Raw genomic sequence first — 23,645 nt, 5'->3', positions numbered from 1 at the left:
TAAGCCCCTCAGCAGACTCCGAAGCACGACGCTGAACATGAGACTGACCTTTCATAACAAATTACCCAGTGACAGAGCAGCAAAACCAACGTAACCCTGCGCTTCAGAAGCCCCTTATCCAACCAAAACCAATATTTGAATGTCAGAAAAACTGCACTATGGCCCAATCAACACCGTTGGACATCCCATCACAATCTTATTCGGTGGCCCCAGTGCTTCTACAATGGTATTCCCCACAAAACAAGCAGGCAACCCATTGATCAACACCGTCTGACTACCATCAATCACCACTCCAGGCCCGTGGGGAGGTATGGGTAAAGGCGTAGAGCAAGTATGGATATCTGCCCCCATTGCCGAAGTCGTGATTAAATTGCCCATTGTAGTCGCTGCTGTGGCCTTAGTTGTTTCTTCAGCAGCCTTAGCCCCAGGAGCACCAGGCGTACCTACAGCCGCCAGCGTCGCAGCTTCAGCATTTTTAATCGCCAGATCAGAAGATTGCTTAGCACTCTGAATCGCACCAACTGCCGCAATAGGGATGCCACGCCATGCGGGAATGCCACCAATAACCACATTTTGACTTCCTGGCCCCCCCGTCAAAACAGACGGTAGAGGGTGACTGACCGGATCAGTAATACGAGCAGCGGATTGTCCCATCATTGCACCTCCTAATTCAACCGAATCATCGCCCCTTGAACCGTAATCACCCCATTGGCACTAATGTCAATATTACCTTTGGCTTGGATTTTCAAATTTCCTGTTGATGACAAGCTAATGCTGCGATCGCCATCATTGATCATCACCTCCTGCCCCCCTGCGGTTTTGATGTAAATTCCAGCTTGGCTACTGCCCTTAGGTTCCTCCACAAATTGCAGCTGATGTCCCGTCCGAGTCTTAATCGTGCGTAGTCTTACCTGATTGCCAGCTACCGAATCCCCCACTTTTTCGGGTGGGCTGTCCGAGCCATTCCACAATCCACCCATAATGAAAGGGCGGTGAACATCCCCATGCTCAAAACCGACCAGCACTTCATCATCAATTTCGGGTAGACAGTCGAAACCACGCCCTTTACCAGCCCCGATCGCTACCACTCTTGCCCATTGGCTCTCATGGTCTTCTGTCAGCGTGGGAAACTTGACCCGAACTCGACCTAGCCCATCTGGATCATCAATATTAGTCACTTTGCCAATTAACAGGGTCTGCCCCGGTTGCAAGCGAGTCGGGGGAGATAACAAGGAAAACAAATCGCCACCCCGCAACCCTCTGACACTGAACGCCGTTCTATAAACCCGTTCGCTATAGGTATGGTGGGTTTCGGTAATATAATACTTGCCGCTATACTTGCCCATCCCATTCAGCGTCACCACCCGCCCCGGACGAATATCAGGATGTCCCTGGGCTTGAGCATCAGCATGTACAAACTCATCGCACAGTTCATTGAACAACGCTTGAGCCATTTTTTCTGCTTCCTGACTAGTGGCAACAGGCTGATCAACCACGATCAGTTTAGGAGAATCAGGTTTACCCTGAAACGCAGAACTAGTTTTTTGACCCTTGCCGTAGCTCGTCTCCGTCAGGATTTTGGCCTTATTACGGTTCGCCACGATCGCCTGCTTATGCTTAAAATCCCACGCCCGTACCTCTACCTCACTCACCTGTTCTGCACTGCTGACTCGCACTTGAAAACTAGTCAGCTCCTTGAGCCAAGTTAGCTCTAACGACTGGTCTTGCTTGGGTTGGCGAAAATGCAACTTTCCATCTTGCACAAATAGCTCAAACCCGTTGCGTGCAGCTCGTTCTCGCAAGAATTCTAGATTCGTTTGGTTTTCTTGAAACACATAGTCATGAGGTGCACCACTGTCATCAATCGTGTCTTTCCCGATTGGAATATCCACTTCCCGAACAATTTTTTTGACAATATCGGTATCAGTCATGTTCTGGAAGGAACGGTTATGACGACCTCGATGCAATCGATGAGAGCGATCGTAGCCCCGAATCACCATTGGAGCTTGAGAACCAGACGTAAAATGGGTTTCGATCGCAGTGATTTCTCCCCAAATAATCCAATCCTGTTTTTGATCTTGAAATTCACTCGCTTCTGTGGCGCTATTAGTAAAGCCAATCCGAATCGACTTACCAATCGCAAGCTGATCCTCATTCTCCCATGTCCGCTTGTCCTCTCGTTTAGGAAAGGCATCTAGTTGTTGTTCAGCTCTGCCAGGAAATGCTGGGTTATTAAAGACAATGGTAAACATGCTGGGCAGATGCAAACTCTCCTCAATCGAGATTTGCAGGATATCCTGCATCAGCTCTTGAGATGCTGGCTGCCCCTCAATCTCTAAATGCGGTTCAGCCGTGTAGGTGAATTTTGGCGGCATTGCTTGCTTCCAATCTACTAGTTATATAGGGTTTCAACCTCGTCTTCTGGTAAGTCCAACCCAGGTCTACCCTGGCTTTTTCGCTGAGCTTGCCCTATCTTAGGGGTACCTTGCGAAGGCTCTTTTTTACTCGTATCGACCTGTTCTAGGGTTAAATCTAAAATTGCTCGTACCGGAGTCCCGTCTGGTAAAAACATGGTAAGTCGAAAATTACAGGTTTTGATAAAACACCTGAGATAAGCATTACCTCCCCAAGTAAACCGATAGATTGGTGGTCGCTTTGACTTACCCTCACTATTGCCTTTACCACCACCCTCCTTTACATAGGCGAGCGCATCGGTAAATAACTTGAGTGGCTCTAATACATTACGTTTTCCTTCTGGCTTTTCGTAAGTATCCAAGATGACATTGCTAATCGTGAGTTGGTATGGGTTAGGGTGCTTAAAGCTAGTTTGATTTTCTCCCTTCTTTGTGGTGGAACCCTTTGCCTGCTCAATCTCAATACTGCGGCTAAATTTCAACTCTGTGGGATTGAACATAAATTCAATCTCTTTGGCAGTCTCTCCCGTTACAGGAACCAATCTTGCTTTTTGAAAATCTGTCATCTGTGATCTCTCAAACAACTACAACAGTCGCCCTAAATAAGGATGTCCCCCTCGCTCTCGCTCCAGCGCTAGTCGCTGCCGCACTAAACGATAGATTTCCTGAGCCAACCGCTCAAGTTGTTCAGGGGAAGAAGAAGACTTGTCTACTTGGGAGGCGGCATCTGGGTCAGTCTGAGCTGAGCCGTTAGACGTAGATGAGTCAGAAATTTCAGAAAGTGCATCGGCCTGAATAGGCTGTCGCTGGACTATTTCCTCTACAACTGACTGAGATTCTGGGTACAAATTCAGGTCAGTATAGCCATTGCTAGAAGTAATTTCTGGTGCTTGGGTTTCAGAACGGGACTCGGCTGATGTCTGGAATAACTCAGCAATATTAGACCAATCCGTAGGCCCAGCATTTTCCCTGCTTATAGCTTTATTTTGGCTCTGCTCTCTGGGTGAAGTTGAGGCAGAAGAACGATCGCCCCCTTTCGCCTGAATGCTTGGTACTACTGCGGATTGCACTGGTTGGACAGGAGAACTCAACGGAGCGATCGCAGTAGTATCGATCAGAGACATTTGAGTCGTTTGGGTCAGGGGTTCCCAAACGGATAAGGGTTGTAAAACCGTGGGTAATTCCGGTAATTCAGTTGAATTCTCTTCTGAGTTAGACTCAGTTGCAGCAATCGGAGCGGCTTCTGCAGCACCAGCCTCATGGTCTACACTTTGGGATAGTTCCGCTTCTTGAGGAGTTGCTTGAGTATCTTGGACAGATTCTCTTTTAGGTTGCAGAATCTCTGGTGTTAACTCTGCTAATGGCTGAACTGGGACTGAATTATTCGTTTCAACCGGAGCAAGCAAAGAGTCTGCCGAGTCTGCCTGAAATTTTGCCTGAATCAGGGGTTGTTCGATTTCCTCTGGCTGACGATCGTAGGCTTGGAAATCAGAACTAGCTGGAGTGGCAACTTCCTGGCTCAAAATTGTAGGCTCAGCGTTTTGCTGCGTTTTGCTGCTGGGATCTTCAGTAGCGATCGCCTCAGCTTGTTGCTCAATAGGATCAGGGGCTGAGATCTGCTCAGCAGATTGAAGTTGAACAGGTAAAACTTCGCGATCGCTGATAGTTTGAAGCTGCACAGGTACAACCTCAGGTGCATCAATGGCCTGATTTGTCTCTTGAAGCTGTTCTGCTGAAGTTGGCTCCACGTTTAGGGCAGTTTGAATGGGTGTAGTCTCAGCACTGGATTGAGAGGACTCAGAAAGCTGAGCATTAGGCTCTGGGATAGTGGCTGCAAACTGGTCAAAAGTTTGAGGATAAAGCTCTGTCTGAGAACTTTGAGGCAAAGATTCTGTGTTAGTAGATTGTGCTGAGGTTTGAGGCTCGGAAAGAGCAAGAGCCTCTAAATTTTCTAAATTTATAGATGGTTCAGATGCAACTGATGCTTGTAATGGTAGTTGGTCTGATGATTGTTCTGAGAGAGGATAGGTTATCTGATTAAGTTGAGCATCTTCTAATGGTTGCTCTAGCGATAGAGCCGCAGAGTCATTCGATCCCGGCAACTCTGGTGTTAACTCTGCACGTTGTACCAAAGAGGATGGTTGAGAAGGCTGATCCCCTAATTCTTCAAATACCTGAGATGAATTTTCCGTTCCAGTTGTGGCGATTGGCGTGAATTGCTGATTAACAGGCTCAGGTGAAGGCAAAGCTGATCCTGCTTCAAGATTAGCTGATCGAGCGATCGCAGGTTCTGTAGAACTAGTAGTTGGTGGTGAACCAGCTTCAGCGCTTAGGTTGCTTGTAGGTAAAGCGATCGCGGCTTCTGATCGTGCTGTTGCAGTAGGGGAGCTCAGGTCTGTTTGTGCTGGGGATTTAGGGAAGTCGAGCAGCTCTATCCCTGCTTCTGCTGCGGTTTCTATAGATAATGACTCGGATGCAATGGGAGACGCAGGGGGTTCTGTTTTGTGCAGTGAATGTGGAAGATCAATAGCGGAACGAGCGATCGCGAGTTTTGCCTGTTGATTCACTTCTACCTGTCGATCTATAGGCAGAGGTAGAGGTTCGATAGTAGAAGAGGGTAATGCTGTTAATCCATCGTCATTGGGCTGAGCAATCGCCAAATCTGGTTCTGCTTCTGGTAATTCTGTCCGTTCAAGTGGAGTAGTGAAGGAAGCAGGGTTTGAAGCAGGTTGAGCAGATTCCTTGGGCAACTGAGTAGGAGATTCTGTTATTTTTGAAGACTCTAAATTATCAAATGCAGGTGTTTCAATCTCTTCTGGGAAGTTTGAGGATGGAGTTTCTAAAGAGTAAGGGTTAAGTTCTCTAGATTCAGCAGTAGATTCGGTCGGAAGAGCCTTCGCTTGTAGCTGCATAGATGCAGCGATAGGGTGATCGACAGACGGTTTTTCTGCTTGGGCGACAGGCGTTTGAGGTACAAATTCCTGGTTGGCTGCTGGAGAATCGAGTACGTCCTCAGGCCGTTCAGGTGTTGGTGCCACCTCATCACTTAAAGGAGCGATCGCTGGAGTTTGGCCCGCTGGTGGAGGGACAGCTACACCATCAGATGATAATGGCGTTAGCGGTTCTTCATCACTCATAGGAGCGATCGCTGACTCTGAGCTGGAAGGCTGCGAATTTGGAATTGTTTGGACAGTGGCAGGAGTAGGAGAGGGTGATGCAGCTTCAGTGGATGAAGACTCAGGGGGATCGAAAAAAGGAGAATCCTCAAAGGGCGATCGCCAATCTGAAATAGGTTCTTGGGCGGAGCGAAAAATAGCAGGATCTAAAACAGTGAGCGATCGCGTTCCTAAAGGAGTCAAGAATTTTGGTTGGAGCCATCCCTGCCCTATACCCATCAAGAGACCCAAAGGCTTTTGGATGCCTAGAGGGACATCACCGGGAGGTAGGGAGAAATCAGTTGCTGAGTCAGGGGCGATCGCCATACTACTAGCCTCCTACTCCGAATCTGGGAAGTAACCATGAGTATCTCGTTGTACATTCTGCTCCCTGGCCCCCCCACTTCTTGCCTTGTGCTTCACCTTTAAGCCTTCGTAAGACAGCACCAATTCCTCCAGTGCCACTGTGCTAGAGTCGGCTTTGAGACCAGGTGTTTTCCAGCCTACAGGTACCGCTCCGATTAGCTGCCAAACCTGCATAGTTTCTCCAGCCTGGTTAAACACCAAAATATTAATATTACGCCGTCTCGATTCTCCGGTTCGCTGTCTCGATTCTCCGATTTGCTGTTGCAAGTCTTCGACACTCAAGCTTTGATAAATCCACTTCCAAAACGTTGGATCATCTGTCATCCCTCGTTTTAAGGTAACATCGCCAAATTTAGTATGTTTCAAAAAGATTCGTTGTTGGTTGTTGACCCCACCTTCCTGGTAGACTTCCTTTTCAATCTGGACATCTAAACCAGAGCATTCACTAAAGGCAGCCGTCACCTGGCTTTCTATTTCGACATAAAAGCGGTTAGTAGTGACATAATTGTCCACATACTTCTCATTGTTGAACTCAGGTGCCTTATTGTTCAAGGTTGCCATTACCAGCGCCTCCTATAACCGTAACTCCGCTCGCGTTGCTGCCTCAAGTCTTGTTGTAAGAGTTCAAATACCCGCTCACTCAGCTGCTGAACCGCTAAGGGATCAGGAAGTAATTCGGCTGCTATTTGAGATAGCATTGCTAGATCTTCTGGCTGGGGTAGATCCAAAAATTGAGCGGGCGCGGCATAGGCAGCAGGGCTTACAGCTGACGTAGGAACAATGCGATCGCTCGGTGCTTCTGAACCTAAGCAAATGGTCAGACGAGAAGGAATTGAGTTGGTCATACCGGAGGCTCCGAGGGTGGCTGTTGAGCGGGGTTGTGGTGAGAACCGCTGAGGGATTGGCTACGCGATTGTCTAGCTCGACTTAATAGAGTTTGCAGTTGTCTAGCTTGAAGTTTGCTATTGCCGTTCCCAGGTTTGTTGGAGGGCAGTATTGGCTCTGGTTTCTCAGCGGCTAAATCTCGCTGTACCTGTTGACTAATCTGCTCATACAAAGCTTTCACTTGCGGTGATGTCGTCTCCCTCAGTTGACCATTGTCAGTAATTAGCTCACTAGCTGTTTGGTCATGCCGTGCTAGCCTAGCCCGGAGAACTAACTGCTCTAAATAATCCCCTTTGCGATCGCGCCCAGCACCTCCTCGCCACTGTTCTAGCAGTTGTTCATAGATCGCCTGAGAATAGCCAGTTCGATTGGCAAGATCTATGAAACGCACTCCTAAAGCAGTCAAAATCCCTGTGATTAACGTGGGCACGAAAGGAACCCATAGCCCTTGGTAAAGAAATAGCGCGTAACACAACCCTGTTACAGCTAATCCAGTGGCAATGGTTCCTAATAAAAACAGTTCTAATCGTCGGTTGTAGAAAGCGAGTAGACCACTACCCAGTGCCCAACCCCAAATCCAAAAAATTTCTCCCACTTCAGACCAACTCTGAATCAGTTGCCGCTGATCTAATACTGCACTCAAAATCTGACTAACCGCTTGAGCGTGCACCAACACACCATGCATATTACCCGAATCTGTTCCGGTTTCGATGTAAGGGGTGGAAATTAGATCTTTAGAAACTAGGGAAGTACTACCAATTAGAACCACACGATCGCGAATAGATGCAGCTGTAATTTTTCCCTGCAACACATCACTGATCGAAACTTCAGGAACGACTTGCTTGGCTCCCCGATAGTTCAGCATCATCTGATACTCTGGCGTGTCAGCATGGGTATAGCTACCAAATCGGCCATTAATGCGACTGAGTAATTGCTGGTCGAGTTGAATTTCGCCTGTATTAGCAGGTTTTGCTGAAATGCCTGCTCCTTCAAGATAGATCAAAGCTAAGTGTAGGCTTAAAGAGAGAATTTCGTTATCTTCCCGTGCTGTATTACAAAGATGCTGGGTCAAAGGGGTGGGGTCAGCTGCTGTAGGGGTCGAAATCAAAATACTCCGTCGGACAGTTTTGTCAAAATCTTCAGGCGATTCAACGAAAGCAACGCGCTCATCAGTGGTTCCTGGTGCTGGAGGAGAGCCAGGATACTTTTCACTGCTCAGCATACAACCTGAAATGATCGTGTCACTTTGAGCAATCACCTCGGTCAAGCGCTTCCGCCCTGCTAGTGGCCCGTGGGGGACATCCCGCGAGATATCGAAGCCAATGCCACGGGGTTGATAACTTTCTAGTTTTTCGAGCAAGTCGGCAAAGGTGCCATCGTGAATTGGATACTGCTGTAGCTGTTCAATATCGCGCTCGCCAATTGTGATAACAACCACACGATCGTCCGGTTCTTCTGGCGGTCGTTGCCGCAAAAAGCGATCGTAAGCGTTAAGTTCTACCTCCTCAAATCCACCCCACCAACGGATGGCAACGATTGGCGCTGTCAGCACCAGACTGGTTAACAGGACCGTCTTGAGCATTAATTTCAGGGTAGAGCGACCAGAGCGTGCCATAGCATTAGGAATGACAGTAGGGGGCTATAAGAGTGAATCAATTCCGAACTCGGCTTTTAGGTTGAGGTGGCGGTTTGAATTTCTTGAACCCAACGGCGGCGATCGCCATGCTCCAGATTCAAGATGTCCTGTAAAGACCAATGAAAATGTAAAGCGATAAAAGCTACCTCCTGATGGAGCTGATCGAGGGGGTAGCTTACAACTCCCCCGCCAACACCAACTCCGTCTCAAAATGGTGGCTGCATTGAGGGCAATGGACGGGCAATTTGGCGTTTCCCACCTGATTCACGCGGTTATAAAATTCACGCAAGTATGCCAAATCTTGAGTAAACAGATTTTCTAAATCTTCTGGTGAGACGGTTTCTAGTGTGCCAAGTTCAATAATCACTTGAGATAGCAGTACCAGCATCACATACTCTGGGTAAGCTTGGACATGGCGATGCTTACGAGCCAAAAGCTCATCGCGGGCGGTAGCTAAGCGCATCCTACCAGCTCGTTGCAGAGTTCCAGTTGCAAGGCCACGAGGCAGCAGAAAACTAAATTCTGTCTGAAGGGGATTGGCGACAATCATCATGAGACCACCACAGGCGACGCAGAATCAGGAGTAGCTGTGACTGATAGAGATTCTTCTAGTTCGTTAATTTGACGGTAAAACTTTTGTAGATAACTCAAATCGCAAGCAAAAAATTCCTCCACTACCCGAGGAGAAACTTCATCTAATGCACCCAATTTGGTAATTACCCGTGCCAGGATAATCACTGTGGCATAAGCTGGATTAGACTTTACCCGCGGGTCGCGTAGAGGGACAATTTCATCCATTGCGGTTGCTAGACGCATCACCCCTTTACGATGCAAATTTCCTGCTTCGTCCAGATAACCTTTAGGTAAGATAAACTCAAACTCAGTTTGTAGCACGCAGCCCCGCCCTCCTTACAACGTGATCTCGTTTCCTTGCGGATTAACTCGAATAAATTCCTCCACTGCTAACTCTAGTTCCTCCACTTCAAACTCACTTCCCGCAGCCTTCAAGTCTGAGATTTTGTAACTGACAGGCCAAGCTTTGAGAAAGCGAAACCGAGCTTTAGCATCGGCATGTTGGTCATAAATGGTGATGTCGCCATCTCGTCGTTGGTCACGCCAATTGCCAACTTCCACTGCCTTAAACCAGCGCCAGAGTGTGCCGGAGACACATAATCCCCGTTTGAGAATGATATTTTCACTCTTACTGTTGCCTGGCAGTTTGGTACGGAGCACTCGCCCCACTTTGGCATCTTCTCGACCCCACTTTTGGGGAGTGACTTCGCAGATAGAAATTACCTCCTGCGATCGCTTGAAGCCGTGGCATTCCATGAAATAGCCATCAATACATTCTTGAGAATCCGCTAAGGTAATCTCTAGATAAAAGCGGGAGTTGGTCAGGATTTCGTACTGCGGCGTCACCATAGAGATTGACCTTTCCTACACATCACCAGCCGGAACACGATGGCAAGTTTCATAGACAAACTCCATCTTTTCAGTGAACAGCTCCGTACCTCCTGGCTCCATTTTGGAAGTTTTGTAAGATTTAGGAAATACGCCAGTAAAGTTCCAACGAGCTGCTGGTTTTCCCTGCTGGTTATAAACGGTCAAGAAAGCACTTTTGCGTGCTCCACCGCTGGCAGAGCCTTTTCCAGCCATCGGCCCACCAATTGAGTGAGACTCTCGATACCAGTCGTGCATGGAGTGGTCTTCGACTGTAGCCACAAACTCCACCGAGATCGTACCGCTAGTAACGCCACTCACCGTTGCCTGCATGAAACTGGTTGCTTCCTTACGTACCCCGTAGGATTTCATATCCCCAGCGGCTTCTAGCTTAATTGATAGGCCACTAATCTTTTTAACAATTAGTGCCGTAATCCCATCAAACTCCAAATAAAACTTCGAGTTCGCTAAGACTTCACCTGCGGCCATTAGACGCTCACCTCATAAGTTTGGATAAAATCTACTGAGTTCAACTACTGCGATGAGACTCTGGCTCAATTGCTTGAGTTAAGAACTTTGCTGGCCTATTGTAGGGGAGCGCCACCCCTTGGAGCTACTCGCCGAATATCTTCACAGACAATTTCAAAGGTTTCAAAGGCTAGGTCTGCACCATCCGCAGCAAAGTCTGATACTTTATAACTTTTAATCCAGGCACTCTTGATATCCCATCGCAAGATTGGGTGATCCCCTGGATCATAGGCAGTAATCGAGCCACTTTTACGGTTCTGGGCCCATTGTCCCTGCCCAGTAGCAGCAGAGCCTGCTGAGTAACTGGTAGGCATGGTTGCTTGCATCCAGTTATAGAAATCCATATCGCCTTCTCGTAGGTATACCTCGATTGTGAAGTTAGGATTTTCTTCAAAACCAGAGGAGGTACTTTGGCGTAGGGTTTTGCCACCCTTAGTGGAAGCAAGTGCCTTCTCGTATCCTTTGACTTGTCCTTGAAAGGCAATTTCCTGAACGCTTTTGATCAGTTTTTCAGTCATGCCATCAAACTCAACATAAAAGCGACTGGTGGTAATAGGTCGGATGGTTGTTTCTGCCATAGTCTATGCCCTTAACGATTCAACTCAAGAAAAGGAAATGATGCTCAGCCTGCGATCGCGGTGAACCAATAAACTAGCTACGAGTTCACCGCAAAATAGATTACTGGTTTGGTGCCCACTGGCTGATGCGGAAGATGACAAATTCTGCGGGGCGTACTGGACATACACCAATTTCCACATACAAGCGGCCCAACATCATGGTGTCGGGGGTATTTAATTCCCCATTGCACCGAACGTAAAAAGCCTCTGCTGGGCTGGCTCCAAACAATGCTCCATCTCGCCACAGCCGAGTTAAAAAGCCCTCGACAGTCCGGGTAACTCTAGCCCACAAGTCTTCATCATTAGGCTCAAATACTACCCACTGGGTTCCTAGCTCAATCGACTTCTCAATGTAGCTAATCAAGCGACGCACACTGATGTATCGCCATTGAATGTTATCTGGCTCTACCAATGTCCGGGCTCCCCAGACCTTGTAACCCCGGTTGTAGTTGGCGAAGTTGCGGATGCAGTTGATGCCTAGCGGGTTCAGCAATTCTTGCTCTCGCATATTGGTTTCATAAGCCAGCCCTAGCATTCCCCGTGGCGTTTCATTGGCAGGAGCTTTAAACACTCCGCGAGATTCATCGGTGCGGCACCAGACGCCCATCATATGTCCAGAGGGAGGCACCATCAGCGGACGGTTGTTATTGCGGGGATTGGCAACCTTAATCCAGGGGTAATAAAGTGCTCCAAACATAGAGCGCCGATTAAAATGGCTCAACCACTGGGCCACATCCTGGGGTTTTTGCTCTTCGGGGGTCACCGGAGTTTCTCCTCGGCGCAATTTCACAGGGGGTGGATCTAGCACGACCATGCGATACGCAGGGCCAGGAAAGGAGTTCTCACAGGTACTCAGCATTGACTCCATCGTGGCATGGACTTGGTCGAGGTCGAGTAACTGATTCTGGTAAGCCCGCATCAGATCGGGACAGGCGATCATTCCTATCTCATCAATTTCAAAGAGCCCCTGAATGCCCTTGCGCTCATCTCGAACACCGTGTATATCTCGTGATAACCGCTCTAAGGGAGGGATGTAGGGTGGGGGTGCGACTTCATAGCGGCCAGTGCTGGGGCGGCGAGTCAGGGGATGACCGCGATCGCCAGAGATATCAGCAACGGTGACATATTTGGACTCAGCCAGCTTCGTAACCACGTAATCACCAACAGCGGTGTCCGTTTGGGGATTCATGGTTAGATGAGAGAACGTTTCTGGCTCGTCATGACCATTGCTCACCACAACCGTAAAATACTCACCTGTATTAAAAGGTGACTCTGCATCATCAGGAGCGTCGTCGTCTAATGGTTTTGGCTCACTCTCTAGAACCGTTACCCGAATGCGATCAGCAGGGGGCAGGGCGGGTACATTTCCTTCTTCCTCTGGTAGCTTGAGATTAAGGCTGAGAGAAGGTTTTTTGGCTGAGGTTAAGAGCTGAGTTGCTGTTTCTTCTGGTTCTGGGGCAGGTGCTCCTGGTAATTTGGTGCCAATGCTGACGACCCAACAACGTCCCCCGCCATTCTGAAACCAGCCTTGAACCGCAAAGGGTAGGTAAGCATCAAAATCAGTAAATCCATCAGAACCCGGTTTGGCATAGCATTCCAGATATTGGTTCCAGTTCGTGATCAACGTTGGTTTAAATAGCTCCGCATCTCCTCGAATATCTTCTGTGAAGCCGACAAAACCAGCCACACTCATGCTAATGCCCTCAATTGGGCGGCTGCCACGATCAACCTCTTCAACGTACACGCCTGGAGCAAAATAATCCAATGCCATGATTTACACTCCGATGCTGAATGATTTAGTGCTTCCGACAAAGCTGTTCCCTTAAGGCGCTGAACGATAGCAAATCCTTAGGGCACGAGCGTAACCTGTTGTGGTAGATAGTAGGGAACGGTTAGGGTAACATGCAGAGCGGATTGTAGCGGGGCGCACAAAACTGTCCATAGCAGACTACTTTCAGTGGGTGCTTGAGTGCATACTCGTATTTGTACCGCTCCATATCCCTGGAGAGTGCAATCTAAAAATGTGTCGGGTAGCTGTTCATACTGAGACAGCATCACGAACACATTCGAAAGCAGATTTTGCTCCCCTAAGCGTGTGTGGTCAATCACACTGACCAGAAAAGTCAGATTAAACCAGCGACAACTATCAGCCTGATGCAGCTCAACTTCTTGAACGTGATAACAATACAAATTTAATCCTGGTCTATAGCTCCGTCGAATACGAGGGTGCTCAAAGGAGATGTCCTCTTGAGAGATTTGAGCTAACTCCCGAGAAAGCAACTCGGCTAACGTTCGTGAAGTTGCGGCAATCATAGGCCAGGCATGAGATGTATATAGAGGATTGATCCAGATACATCCAACATCTAGTGATGCTTCAACAGGGAGTGGGGGTGCTATCCGAATCTGTTCTTACTGTAAATAAGGAGCCTTACTAAGGAAACTTGACTTTAGTTAGCAATCCATTGGTTGTACTACGGAAGCTGCTCTCCGGAAAAATTGGGTAGCTACAAAACTTAAAAATTTATGCCTAAGCAATAATACTTGAAATTGTATTGGCATCGGATATTGCAAGAGCTACTCTCAGTAAATTTTCGAGTGTAGTTTCGGGTCGTCTCAGGTAGAAGTAATTTGTTGCTGACCCGAACGATTAGGTATATTTGACGGCCAAATCAAGATTGCAAGCCTGCATAGAATATACGCGGCTAGATTAACGACCAAAAGGTGAATCAATTCTCCTAGCAATCCCAAGCAACCCGATCGCCGTGAACTGAATATATAGATTACTCAGACCAAGATTCTATGACGGGTAGCAGCCTCAACTACTTCATTGGTCTTAAAACATAGATCGGTAAGGGCTACCATGCTGCTCAGATCCACAAGTCATATGACCAAGGCTGGCTTGAAACTCACTTTGGCTAGAACTTCACTAACCGAGATGTCCTAAAAACAATGTCAAAAAAGCAATATCTATCAATTGATCAATTTCAGGAAGATGCAACTGCTCAAATTCTGCCAAGCCAACCTCTCCTCAGTAGCCATAAGTCAGGATGGAATAACATTTGCCTTGCGCAGTATTCTGAGCCAGCTTGGGAATTGCCAGAAATGTGTAGCCTTCAGCATATGGTAATTATTTATACGCCCAAGCAATCGACAAACGTAGAATTTCGTACTGAAGGTCGTTTAAGCAGGTTGCAGCATCATCCAGGAGATTCTGTCAAGAGTTGCGTTGGTATTATGCCCGCAAGCTTACCCTTCACCTGTGCTTGGGATCAAGAAATTCCCTCAACTCATCTCTATCTTGAGCCTGCATTTGTTTCTCAAGTGGTTCATGAAAGCATCGATCCGGATCGAGTCGAAATTTTGTTTGAGGCAAAGAAAGCAGATTTGTTGATTGCTCAGATTTGTTTGGCGCTCGCAGCGGAACTGGAATTTGATGGCAGTCAAAACAGTTTCTATGCAGATTCAATGGCGACGGCGCTGTCAGCTCATTTACTACGGCATTACTCCACCCGTGAACCCAAGTTCAGAGAATACGAGGATGGGCTGTCTGCTTACAAGCTAAACCAAGCGATCGCCTATATCAATGAGCATTTGAGTGAAAATCTATCACTGAGCGCGATCGCGGCAGAGCTGAATATCAGCCAGTACTATTTCTGTCGCCTGTTCAAGCAATCTACTGGGATGAGCCCTCATCGCTATCTGATGCAACAACGAATTGAACGGGCAAAGCAGTTGCTTAGGCAATCAGAATTAACAGTGACTCATGTCGCGATCGAGTGTGGTTTTGCGAACCAAAGCCACTTTGCTAAGTACTTTCGTGAACACACCGGAGTTTCACCCAGGCAATTTCGGAAGATGTAGAAATGGTTCCGATGATGTCATACTCCCCTAGCCACTACATGTGATCCCAGGTGGGGGGGATTTCAGCTGGATTTTGCACAATCACGGGCAACCAAGTAGCACAGGGATATTGATCTTCTAAGTCTTGTAACCGTTCTCGTGCTTTGCGCACTGCTTGGTAAAGTGGCTGTCCGTCTGAAAACTCTTTCAAGAAGCCTGTTAAAAACGCTTGAGCCACAGGATCAGGGACAGATTCGCGCATAACAATCATCTGGGGAATTTGCAGATCCGCGAACGCATTGGCGAGCCCTAAGCCATCACAGGAGTTAAAAATCGCCAACTTAAGCCCACGCGAAATTGCCTTCATTAGGGCATTTCTGAGATCAGAGATTTCTAAGCTCTCATCTCGGTTAATCTGCATGCTTCCGGTTGAGCCATTAGTTTGACTCCTGCTATGTCCTGCAAAGAACAAGATATCCCAATGTTGGTCCCACAATTTCTCGCTCAACTCTTGTCGCTGAGGTTCAACTAGGAATGTAACCTCTGCTGCTAAAGTATTGAGGGTTGCTTTGTCTTTTTGAAGATCAATACCGCGACTGTCTCCCAAAATTGCCAGTATTTTAACTTGGGCGTTAGCAGTAGATTTCTTGTTTGTCGCTATGGATAGAGCGCGATAATTCAGTTTGCTTAAGGCCAATTCAGCGTGAGTGTAATCTTCGAAGAAGCGCCAGCTTTGCCAAGGCAGTTGACGTAGTTGAGGATGGTCCGTTTGCAAAATCATCCGAATTCGCTGGTCGCCACTACAGCTGAGCTGAATCTTCCGCTCAATCTCGCGAAACGGTTCAGATGATAACCAAAGATTCAGCTGCTGGCTCAATCGTTTAGCTGCAGCCAGACAATCGCTAAAAAATTCATCCTTGCTGACATTCGTAACCTGGCTCGGAACATCGAGGCGAGTTGCTTTTAGGCTTCTACGGTAGGCAGAGCGCCAATATTGGTAATCCTGTAAAATCTGTACATTCGGAGGCAGCTCCCCTGTCGATTGCACAGATGGTAGTGTTGTTCCGTCTTGCAGAATTTGCAGGGTAACAGGAAAGCCTCGGTTGAAGTCTCCCTGGCCAATGTTGAGAATGACGACGGGACTATCTGGGGTGGGCTGCCGCACCATAGAGCTAAGTAATGAGCGAATAGATTGCAGTTCTCGCTCATGCCTGTCTAAGCCTTCGTGGTGCTGCTCCAACAGAGCGATCGCTTCGTGATAAAACTGCATGAACTGATTGTGGAGAACGCCTTTGTTGGCATCTATAGGCGTTTTGACTTTGACAACTACAACTCCATTCCCTTTGTTCTCGATGCTCTGGATCTCCAGTTCTACCCCTTTGTTTTCAACTTGAACTTGCCGAAGTGACTGGGAAAAGGCTATCCAGTTGAAGCCATTGCGAAAAATTAAGTCAACCGTATCTAAGACTTCTCGAAACAGACTGGTAAACTCTCCTGGTGCAAATTCACCGCTATGAGGGCGACGCTCCCGATCATCAGTGCCAGGTTTAGGGGTTTCCAGAAGATACACCCATCGGCAAGTAATCCGCTCCAGGTTAGTAGAGTTGTCAATGTTCCAGGTTCCCAAACCACAAGCCCCTGTCATTTGAGCGTTGGTGAAGTCAACCCCAATGGCTTGTGCTTGTGTCAAGTTTGCCCACTCTAAGCATGCTCCTTGGAGTGTTGCCCTATTGAGATGGGCCCCCTTAAAGTTTGCATACCTGAGATCCGCACCTATCAGGTTTGCGCCTTGAAGATTGGCGTTCGCATAGGATTGTTGATGACCATTGCCACTAACGAGCAAGTCCTGCACAGCTGAGTCTGCTAATATCGTCTTCTCCACTCTTGCCCAAACCAGGTTTTTTGCTCTGTGCCAACAGGTTCGTGTAATATTTGCACCCCTAAAATCAGAATTTTTGAGGTTAGTATCACTAAAATTAGCATTGGTTAAGTTTGCTTCCCGAAAATCGGTACCTCCTGTGGCAGCAAAGGCGATCGCAAACCGATTGATAAAGGTATATCGTTGGTCTCCCGCTAACGTTCTCCAAGCAATAAAGAGGCTGAGTGCTGTCTCAGTGACTATGGTGGCCAGCGCCATTCTCGCTCCCACCCATATTTGCGGAAATTTTCCAACTGCTCGATAGAGGATTGAAGCCGTTGCCTCGCCTTGCGCTGTGTTAGCTGCCACGCTCATACCTAAAACTGATGCAACCACAACTAATGCTGCCGACCAAGTTCCGACGGCGACTCTGGCTCCTGTGATTGCTATTGCTGAGACTACGGCTCCTGCAATTGTTACAGCTGCGATTCCCGCTCCACTTCCACCTGCAGTTGGGTGACCTGTGCCTGCTGCGGTGACGACACCTGCAACTGGAGTGATAATCGCGACAGCAAGGGGGACAGAACCAATTGCTGCTAGCAAACCTTTGTAAGCATTAACCACAAAGAAGATGACTAGTACGATCGAAAAGAAAACGAGAGAAGTAGGCAGCCTCTCCAGCTGATAGGTCAATTGAAATGCAATCCAAAATGCAGCTAATACAGTAGTAAAGCCTGCTAAACCGGAGAGGGCTGAAGCAGCGATCGTCAGAATCAATTTACAACGCTTCTGTAAACCTGCCTTCGCGCCACTGAAGTTAACCCCTGTTAAGTTCGCGCTACTAAAGTCTCCACCCCGAATATCTGCATTGCTAAAGTCGGCCTCTGAGAGATTTTGCCCCTTAAAGGATTGTCCGCTGAGATTTCGATTACAAAAACTTTTCTGCCCTGGCTGCATCTTTACTTCTTGATTATTATTGGCTGCCACCCAAGTAGCCTGACAAAAAATTACTATACTTACTGAATCAGCTTGAGGTGGCTCTCTTGAGCATCAATTTAGGGATCAAGGTAAAAAGAGACCATGTTTACAATTTGAACGACACACCATTGTCTCGCTTCTTTGATTTGAGCCAACTAATATAAGATTTTGCACTTGAATTTGGACTGTCTCACCAAACAGCTTTTGGCTACGAACCTGAACTCGAGCATGAGACAACTGCGTTGTAGCTCCCCCAATGCTTGTAAAAGCACGCGCTTGACAGCCTCCATTGCTTGTTCTAGAGGTTGTTATAGCTAAGGATTTTTGCAGACCATAGCGTTGGAAGGCATTGAATGCCAAACTAACGTTGTTACCTGAAACCAACTGACTTGATATTCCATACCCTTTCTGCTCTTGGCGATTGAGTTGGCGAGTGCTACCGTCTGTTCTGCGCCAGTAATAGTAAATTGGAGTTTCTTCAACCGGTGAACAGTCTGAGTTTAGACGAATTCCATAGTGAACTTGACTTGTATTGTCGTTGTTGGAGATGTAAAAAAGAGTGGGAATGTCCTTTGCCGAGACAGGAAAAGCCGTACAAAGTAATACAAGATGAATCAACCACAGAAAAGTCAACTGACTTTTGTTACTGATCCCAGCTTTATTTTCATTCTTCATAAGCTTTCACACTAAGCAAAGCACCGCTCACGATTAGCAATAGGCTGTCACTGCCTTTCCACCAATGTTTTATCTAGCTAGATCACAAAATCCTCTGTAACACTAGTTCCTGCAAGGGCAACTTGAACGCTAAATGGCTCCCCAGAATGACCATTAAACTTTAGTTGAATGTAGAGATCCGTTCGTCTCGCTGAAACTTCATACCTTTGGCGTGCCTCATCCAACAAAATTAGCTTTAACGCTGCAGGTAAATAAGGTTCGTCCCCTGTAGGATATACCCGTAGGAGTACACCAATCCGCTGGTCCGACTTTTGAATCGCTGCCACGGCCAAAGCCACTGGTTGCCCTGCCACTTGTAATCCTAAATCAATTAGCTTGACCCGCCTGACTCCAGCGGCAGGATTTCCGGGATCGATTTGCCAGAGGCTTTCAACTGCCACCCAAAGTGTTTCATCATCTTGAGTGGATCGCAACAAATCGACGAGTGCTTGGATTGCATCGGGACTTCCTTGCGCAAGCTCTCCTAGTTGTTTAGCGGCTCTACGTCGCTGAGTTTCGTTGTGATCAGGAGACAATTGACGAATTGGTTCGGCGATCGCCTCTCCATTTTCGTCAGCATCTTCTGCGCCTGCTTCTGGGATGGTGCGGGCTCCTTCCCAGTCAGTAGCCTGCCTACAGGCCACAGGTGCTAAGTGAAGAATTCCAGCACTAGATAATTCGGCGATCGCAACCCATCCTGCGTCAAAAAAGTTTTGCAACCAGCCTTTCAAGGAAACTCTCTTATTACCAAAAGTAATTTCTGAAATCGGTGTACTATCGAACAATTCAAGTTCTTGTTCAGCTTGCAAGGTTTTCGTCAATACAACATCTGCCCATCCCAAAGACTTTAGATAGGTATGATAGGCAGCTAGCGGTACTCTCAGTACATCACTCCAGTCTTCTTCCTGCTGGTGAAACGCTTTGATTGGTGGCTGCTGATGGGTGAGAGGAGGAGCAATGCTTAAACCCAAGGCTTGTATTTCCTGCTGTGATAATGGCTGATCGACCAAACCGTGATAACCTTCTCCGACTGTTATCAATCCATCGTAAATAGCTCTAGAGAAGCGGTTTCCAAAGCGTTGTTGTAAATTACACACCAGCATTGAAAGTACATGCCAAGTCTCAGCGAGTAGATCTTTGCCAACACCAGTCATAGTTGACGGAATTAGTAAATCCACATCACTCAAAAAGGTGGTTTCCTCAGATAGCACCATTACAGACACGATTGGCCACGCTTCCTCACCATCAAGAGGTGGCTCTGGTGTTGTCACAATCATTACATAGCGGGTGGGGGGCGCTCCTTGGAGAAAACGTTGTGCAGGAATGGAGTACAAACTTTGTTGCTCTTGAGCAGAAAACTTCAGGGGGCTTTGCACCTCACGGCGAAGTTCCCAAACTTCTCCAGGTTTGGGAGTTGGCAAAGCCATGAATTGACTACTGAAATTAGGAGATTCGCTGGAGCCTATATGCATGAGGTGCAGTCCTCGAACAATACTGAACAATGCTGGGCGTATCGTCCCCTCAGCGTGCGAAGCGCTTTATCTTATTTAACGGATGGTGACCTGAGATTATGATGGGCCGTTTAACTTTGTTAGCAAGCTGATTGGAGCATCCAACTTACCATTGCTCATCTGATCGCTGAAGATCACGCTTGCGCTTACGGGTTTGCTGCTTCTCTTGCTGAAGGGTTTCAATATTTAACTGGTTATAGGTATTGGCTACATGCTGGCGCATTCTCTTCCATCGTCTGCAAATTTCTGCTTGTTGAATGTTTAGCTCGTAGGCAATTTGAATTTGGGTTTTCCCTTGCACGAGTTCTTGCCAGATTCTCAGATAGCTGTGCTTTGGGTAGCGCTGATCCAATTCAGTAATGATTACTACAACACTAAGCATTAGATTGGTGCGATCAATCGCATCTAAAGCGTCAAACTCATCAGCTAGTGTATCTAGTAAGGAAACGTTAGTTCCAGGGATCAGTTGATCTAAACTCTCGCATTGCCACTGACCTTGTTGCTGGCGACGATAGTCAATAACGGCATTGTAAGCGACCTTGGCTGCCCAACGGTAAAATCCGTCTTCATTACCAACGTGAAATCGCCCTTGCTGGACGGCTCGCCACACTTTATCGTAGGCAACCTGTGCTGCATCCTCCCATGAAATCAAGGTATGCCTGGCTTGCTTTCGAGCTATGTTGTCTACGATCTTGCGCTCAATAAGGTTCTGAAACAGTTCCCTATCGGGAGGTAGGCGCGGAGACAGCATAGATGAATATCCTTGCAAAGGAGGGCTGGTTTTTTTGAATCTAGTGAAGCAATCTGACTGAATAGCTCTAAAGCCTGAAACAATTTCACGAACGAGAAACCAGAGTTTTCATTCCTTCCCATTCAAATTCTACTCACAGAGTAAGATCTGGGAATATACGCCGTTAGCCCTAGTTTTTCTCGCTGAAGCGCTTCTTTAGTACAATCATCGCTTTCAAACACTTGAGCAGTGCTTTGTATGTTTAAGGCGCTTCTCATGCTATGAACGATTGATTGAGCTTGGTGTAAGTATCCCTGTCTAATTGTTCTTGAATCAAGCTTGAACAACTTTCATGAGCTGTGCAACCTGTTCTCCAGCAGTTTTCTGAGTGAAAGTTTCGTGAATTATTATGAAGCAAATCTCTACTGAAGATTTACGCGCCGTTTTCAACTGTATTGAAGCACTTCAAACAGTGTGTACGCTTCAAGAGTTACCTGCGCGAATTGTGGATTCGCTATCTCAGCTAGTTGGCTCGGAGGCTAGCTTTTGTAGTAGCTTTACTGATCGCTGTCAGACCCTAGCTATTACACCGACAGATCTGCGTACATTCCAAGTGGAACCTGGCTATTTTCAACAGAATCCTCTGATCCGTCGCTATCTTCAAACTCACGACCATATCGCATACAAGATTCCGATTTTCTTAGTGAGCAGGAACTCTATCGTCGAGAGAGCCTCTATTATGGAGTGCTCGATCCTTTAGGAGTGACTGACCAGCTAGCAATGGTGATTCCGGAACAACTGAATTTGGGGATTGCTAGCTCGCTTAATGTCATCCCTAGACAGTACATCTCTCCAAGTAATGCTCAAAACTTAGCTAGTCCAACTACACTCGGCAAGCTAGCCCTTGGCTTTCATCGAACAAGCCGTTCATTTGATGAGCGAGAGCGCGAAATTCTCAATCTAATTCATCCTTTTGTTGTTCATGCTTATCGCAACTCGCAAACTTATACAAGGCTTCAGCAGCAGATAACACAATTTAGTCAGGCGATCAATGAGCTTGGCTCTGTAATTCTTTCCCCTGGCGGACGAATACAGTTTATTTCACCACGGGCACTGCAACTGCTGAGCGAGTATTTTCCAGATTCCTCATGGATCGGCGATCAGCTTCCAGAAGCCTTGCAGACTTGGGTTAAGGCACAGATTCAACAGCGTTATGAAACTTCACTAAGCCAACCTACTAAGCCATTGCAGATTGAGCAGCTTGGTAAGGGTCTAAGTGTACGTTTGCTTGGTAGTGCTGCTTCGAAGCAATTCACTCTGACATTGGAAGAAAGAAAACATCCAAGTTTCTCGGTTGAATTGCTACGCTCGCTTGGATTAACACGGCGAGAATCTGAAGTACTTGTCTGGGTAGCGCACGGAAAGACGAATGCTGAAATAGCGACGGTGCTGCTTCTGAGTGAGAAAACGGTCAAGAAACACCTAGAGAACATGTTTAAGAAGTTAAACGTTCAGACCCGTGCGGCAGCGGTGACAACCGTGTTGGAATTATTGGGGATGATGGAGCGATAAGAGGTTATATGGAACGGCTGAACTCAGCAAGCCACTAGTCACTCAGATATTGTTGGAGCCAGCGCTTTAGATCTAGCAAAAAATTTTGACCAAACTTGCAATATTTTTTTCGACTGCTCGTTAAAGAATTCAGAGGGGAAGGCAGCTCTTCCAATTAAGTTCTTCACCAACTTAGTCAAAAAATCTTTATTGCTACAGCAGGACTCGGATCAGTGGTCAAACAGATAGCTTTTATCTCATTCACTGTGTTTCTTTACCAGAAACTACTCTACGCCAGGGTGGGGCTTAATAGCAGTGCTTGTACTCAATAACAAAATTTGTAAATAACAAACCAAAGTTGTTGGAGAGAATCCTAAGTATGTTTTCGTTTGCTAACAAGGGAAAACATACTTGGCAGGGATTAAGTAGCGGAAAATCTGAAGAGGAGGTCTGAGTTCAGGGTATACACCTGAAGAATGTCAAGAGAAACTACATTGAATAAACCAATCTAAGTAATTTCGCGGCTGCATCTTTAAGTTGCATCAGATAGAAGTAACTCATCGCTGATTTATACTTAAGTATAATTAGTGACTAAATTCCAGCCAATGGTTTATGTGAAATTGGCACCTATGCATGTAGCAACTGAGTAGGATTTTTTTAAGTGATTTCATAGGCACCCCGAAAGATTACCTAAATAATTTCGCAAGATTGTGTTCAAAGTCGCAAGATTGTGTTCGGTTTTCGTTAGTAATACTAGTTACAGTTATCTTGCTTTGTCAGACGAAATAACTGTTGTTTATTAGTCAGAAGCTATCTATTCATATGTCTTTGAATGCCTGTACTGCCAGAAGTGGTGTAATTCTAGATACCTGTATACACTGATGTATCTCTTATCTAAAAACACGGTCCTATACCCGATTTCTCAGCGATAACCCTTGATTGGCTTATTAGTTTTGGCATGGATGAGGTACAAGTGTCTATTTTGATCTCAGAATTGCTCGATTCAACTTCTTCAGCAGACGCCTTTCAAGAAAGCTCGTTACAGGTTTCCCTACAGACCTTTACTCACCAATTTGGCTTTAAGGCATGTAGTATCTTGAACTTTTACCCAGAGTGGCAGAAATTTGATCAAATTATCTCTTCTAATGAATCATCCGGTGTTATCTCACCACTTCTCGATTGCGAGATTGACTGGCAACTAATTAGTAGTACCTCGCTGTTCCAGACTATCCTGTTAAAAAGTTGTTACCGCTCTTATCAGCTTTACGGCTGTCCCTTTTATCAAAATCACAAATCACGCTACTATGTGCTTTGCTGGCATGACCAGCCTCTGTCAGAGCACCAATGCTACGGGATCAGCCTTTATGCTCGTACTTTAAACCAACAGCTATCATCTACCCATAAAGCGGACGAGCAAGTATT

21 protein-coding genes and 1 pseudogene are annotated in these 23,645 nt (G+C 46.8%); 3 read left to right on the top strand and 19 right to left on the bottom strand.

Annotated elements, in window-relative coordinates; all coding sequences use genetic code 11:
• Positions 1-156 precede the first annotated feature (156 nt).
• The 15 genes and pseudogenes from H6F68_RS21835 to H6F68_RS21770 all read right to left on the bottom strand — a co-directional run bounded on the left by H6F68_RS21835 (position 157) and on the right by H6F68_RS21770 (position 13,354).
• A complete protein-coding gene (locus H6F68_RS21835) occupies positions 157-657 on the bottom strand; it encodes a PAAR domain-containing protein (protein WP_199300234.1) in 501 nt (166 codons plus the stop codon).
• A gap of 8 nt (positions 658-665) precedes the next feature.
• Complete coding sequence (locus H6F68_RS21830; protein ID WP_190562257.1) at positions 666-2,375, bottom strand: VgrG-related protein; 1,710 nt, start codon at positions 2,373-2,375, stop codon at positions 666-668.
• Between the two features lie 17 nt (positions 2,376-2,392).
• On the bottom strand, positions 2,393-2,980 hold the full coding sequence (locus tag H6F68_RS21825) for a hypothetical protein (RefSeq protein WP_190562255.1): 588 nt from the start codon (positions 2,978-2,980) through the stop codon (positions 2,393-2,395).
• Between the two features lie 18 nt (positions 2,981-2,998).
• Positions 2,999-5,896, bottom strand: a complete 2,898-nt coding sequence (locus tag H6F68_RS21820) for a hypothetical protein (RefSeq protein ID WP_190562253.1) — start codon at positions 5,894-5,896, stop codon at positions 2,999-3,001.
• 12 nt (positions 5,897-5,908) lie between these two features.
• Positions 5,909-6,496, bottom strand: a complete 588-nt coding sequence (locus H6F68_RS21815) for a phage tail protein (protein WP_190562251.1) — start codon at positions 6,494-6,496, stop codon at positions 5,909-5,911.
• Positions 6,496-6,780: a hypothetical protein gene (locus H6F68_RS21810; RefSeq protein ID WP_190562249.1), complete on the bottom strand. Its 285-nt coding sequence runs from the start codon at positions 6,778-6,780 to the stop codon at positions 6,496-6,498. Before H6F68_RS21810 ends, H6F68_RS21815 begins: the two co-directional genes overlap by 1 nt.
• Positions 6,777-8,435 carry a CHASE2 domain-containing protein gene (locus H6F68_RS21805; RefSeq protein WP_190562247.1) on the bottom strand — a complete coding sequence of 553 codons (1,659 nt, stop codon included), beginning with the start codon at positions 8,433-8,435 and terminating at the stop codon, positions 6,777-6,779. Before H6F68_RS21805 ends, H6F68_RS21810 begins: the two co-directional genes overlap by 4 nt.
• Positions 8,436-8,491: 56 nt before the next feature.
• A pseudogene (locus H6F68_RS29850) lies at positions 8,492-8,611 on the bottom strand (DUF6760 family protein); the annotation flags it as partial.
• Positions 8,612-8,631: 20 nt separating this feature from the next.
• Positions 8,632-9,009 carry a phage tail assembly protein gene (locus H6F68_RS21800; protein WP_242065610.1) on the bottom strand — a complete coding sequence of 126 codons (378 nt, stop codon included), beginning with the start codon at positions 9,007-9,009 and terminating at the stop codon, positions 8,632-8,634.
• On the bottom strand, positions 9,006-9,350 hold the full coding sequence (locus H6F68_RS21795; RefSeq protein ID WP_190562245.1) for a hypothetical protein: 345 nt from the start codon (positions 9,348-9,350) through the stop codon (positions 9,006-9,008). The genes H6F68_RS21800 and H6F68_RS21795 overlap by 4 nt, the downstream gene beginning before the upstream one ends.
• Before the next feature lie 15 nt (positions 9,351-9,365).
• On the bottom strand, positions 9,366-9,878 hold the full coding sequence (locus H6F68_RS21790; RefSeq protein WP_190562243.1) for a phage tail protein: 513 nt from the start codon (positions 9,876-9,878) through the stop codon (positions 9,366-9,368).
• A gap of 15 nt (positions 9,879-9,893) precedes the next feature.
• Positions 9,894-10,385, bottom strand: coding sequence for a phage tail protein (locus H6F68_RS21785; RefSeq protein WP_190562241.1), 492 nt, complete (start codon positions 10,383-10,385; stop codon positions 9,894-9,896).
• A gap of 95 nt (positions 10,386-10,480) precedes the next feature.
• Complete coding sequence (locus tag H6F68_RS21780) at positions 10,481-11,002, bottom strand: phage tail protein (protein WP_190562239.1); 522 nt, start codon at positions 11,000-11,002, stop codon at positions 10,481-10,483.
• 100 nt (positions 11,003-11,102) lie between these two features.
• Positions 11,103-12,812: a phage tail sheath C-terminal domain-containing protein gene (locus H6F68_RS21775; protein WP_190562237.1), complete on the bottom strand. Its 1,710-nt coding sequence runs from the start codon at positions 12,810-12,812 to the stop codon at positions 11,103-11,105.
• A gap of 77 nt (positions 12,813-12,889) precedes the next feature.
• Positions 12,890-13,354, bottom strand: a complete 465-nt coding sequence (locus tag H6F68_RS21770) for a Pvc16 family protein (protein WP_190562235.1) — start codon at positions 13,352-13,354, stop codon at positions 12,890-12,892.
• A gap of 636 nt (positions 13,355-13,990) precedes the next feature.
• Between H6F68_RS21770 and H6F68_RS21765 the strand changes: the two genes are divergently transcribed.
• On the top strand, positions 13,991-14,902 hold the full coding sequence (locus H6F68_RS21765) for an AraC family transcriptional regulator (RefSeq protein WP_190562233.1): 912 nt from the start codon (positions 13,991-13,993) through the stop codon (positions 14,900-14,902).
• 34 nt (positions 14,903-14,936) lie between these two features.
• On the opposite strand, the gene H6F68_RS21760 is transcribed toward H6F68_RS21765, so the two are convergent.
• From H6F68_RS21760 to H6F68_RS21745, 4 genes are all read right to left on the bottom strand, one after another.
• Positions 14,937-17,726, bottom strand: a complete 2,790-nt coding sequence (locus tag H6F68_RS21760) for a pentapeptide repeat-containing protein (RefSeq protein ID WP_190562231.1) — start codon at positions 17,724-17,726, stop codon at positions 14,937-14,939.
• Between the two features lie 75 nt (positions 17,727-17,801).
• Complete coding sequence (locus H6F68_RS21755; RefSeq protein WP_190562229.1) at positions 17,802-18,392, bottom strand: DUF4833 domain-containing protein; 591 nt, start codon at positions 18,390-18,392, stop codon at positions 17,802-17,804.
• 77 nt (positions 18,393-18,469) lie between these two features.
• Positions 18,470-19,858: a DUF1822 family protein gene (locus tag H6F68_RS21750; protein WP_190562227.1), complete on the bottom strand. Its 1,389-nt coding sequence runs from the start codon at positions 19,856-19,858 to the stop codon at positions 18,470-18,472.
• 190 nt (positions 19,859-20,048) lie between these two features.
• A complete protein-coding gene (locus H6F68_RS21745; RefSeq protein ID WP_190562225.1) occupies positions 20,049-20,693 on the bottom strand; it encodes a sigma-70 family RNA polymerase sigma factor in 645 nt (214 codons plus the stop codon).
• 759 nt (positions 20,694-21,452) lie between these two features.
• Between H6F68_RS21745 and H6F68_RS21740 the strand changes: the two genes are divergently transcribed.
• Both H6F68_RS21740 and H6F68_RS28735 read left to right on the top strand, forming a co-directional pair.
• Positions 21,453-22,244: a response regulator transcription factor gene (locus H6F68_RS21740; protein ID WP_190562223.1), complete on the top strand. Its 792-nt coding sequence runs from the start codon at positions 21,453-21,455 to the stop codon at positions 22,242-22,244.
• 937 nt (positions 22,245-23,181) lie between these two features.
• On the top strand, positions 23,182-23,645 hold a 464-nt coding region (locus H6F68_RS28735; protein WP_206755549.1), incomplete at its 3' end, for a hypothetical protein.

The organism is Trichocoleus sp. FACHB-262, assembly GCF_014696035.1.
GTDB lineage: Bacteria > Cyanobacteriota > Cyanobacteriia > FACHB-46 > FACHB-46 > Trichocoleus.
This window is presented reverse-complemented; position numbering and strand designations above follow the sequence as displayed.

Excerpts from the sequence above, each read along its gene's own strand:
- H6F68_RS21810 (WP_190562249.1), bottom strand. The coding sequence starts at position 6,780 with ATGACCAACTCAATTCCTTCTCGTCTGACCATTTGCTTAGGTTCAGAA.
- H6F68_RS21755 (WP_190562229.1), bottom strand. The coding sequence starts at position 18,392 with ATGAAGAATGAAAATAAAGCTGGGATCAGTAACAAAAGTCAGTTGACT.
- H6F68_RS21805 (WP_190562247.1), bottom strand. The coding sequence starts at position 8,435 with ATGGCACGCTCTGGTCGCTCTACCCTGAAATTAATGCTCAAGACGGTC.
- H6F68_RS21835 (WP_199300234.1), bottom strand. The coding sequence starts at position 657 with ATGATGGGACAATCCGCTGCTCGTATTACTGATCCGGTCAGTCACCCT.
- H6F68_RS21780 (WP_190562239.1), bottom strand. The coding sequence starts at position 11,002 with ATGGCAGAAACAACCATCCGACCTATTACCACCAGTCGCTTTTATGTT.
- H6F68_RS21775 (WP_190562237.1), bottom strand. The coding sequence starts at position 12,812 with ATGGCATTGGATTATTTTGCTCCAGGCGTGTACGTTGAAGAGGTTGAT.
- H6F68_RS21750 (WP_190562227.1), bottom strand. The coding sequence starts at position 19,858 with ATGGCTTTGCCAACTCCCAAACCTGGAGAAGTTTGGGAACTTCGCCGT.
- H6F68_RS21790 (WP_190562243.1), bottom strand. The coding sequence starts at position 9,878 with ATGGTGACGCCGCAGTACGAAATCCTGACCAACTCCCGCTTTTATCTA.
- H6F68_RS21765 (WP_190562233.1), top strand. The coding sequence starts at position 13,991 with ATGTCAAAAAAGCAATATCTATCAATTGATCAATTTCAGGAAGATGCA.
- H6F68_RS21770 (WP_190562235.1), bottom strand. The coding sequence starts at position 13,354 with ATGATTGCCGCAACTTCACGAACGTTAGCCGAGTTGCTTTCTCGGGAG.
- H6F68_RS21830 (WP_190562257.1), bottom strand. The coding sequence starts at position 2,375 with ATGCCGCCAAAATTCACCTACACGGCTGAACCGCATTTAGAGATTGAG.
- H6F68_RS21815 (WP_190562251.1), bottom strand. The coding sequence starts at position 6,496 with ATGGCAACCTTGAACAATAAGGCACCTGAGTTCAACAATGAGAAGTAT.
- H6F68_RS21820 (WP_190562253.1), bottom strand. The coding sequence starts at position 5,896 with ATGGCGATCGCCCCTGACTCAGCAACTGATTTCTCCCTACCTCCCGGT.
- H6F68_RS21800 (WP_242065610.1), bottom strand. The coding sequence starts at position 9,009 with ATGATGATTGTCGCCAATCCCCTTCAGACAGAATTTAGTTTTCTGCTG.
- H6F68_RS21740 (WP_190562223.1), top strand. The coding sequence starts at position 21,453 with ATGGTGATTCCGGAACAACTGAATTTGGGGATTGCTAGCTCGCTTAAT.
- H6F68_RS21785 (WP_190562241.1), bottom strand. The coding sequence starts at position 10,385 with ATGGCCGCAGGTGAAGTCTTAGCGAACTCGAAGTTTTATTTGGAGTTT.
- H6F68_RS21825 (WP_190562255.1), bottom strand. The coding sequence starts at position 2,980 with ATGACAGATTTTCAAAAAGCAAGATTGGTTCCTGTAACGGGAGAGACT.
- H6F68_RS21745 (WP_190562225.1), bottom strand. The coding sequence starts at position 20,693 with ATGCTGTCTCCGCGCCTACCTCCCGATAGGGAACTGTTTCAGAACCTT.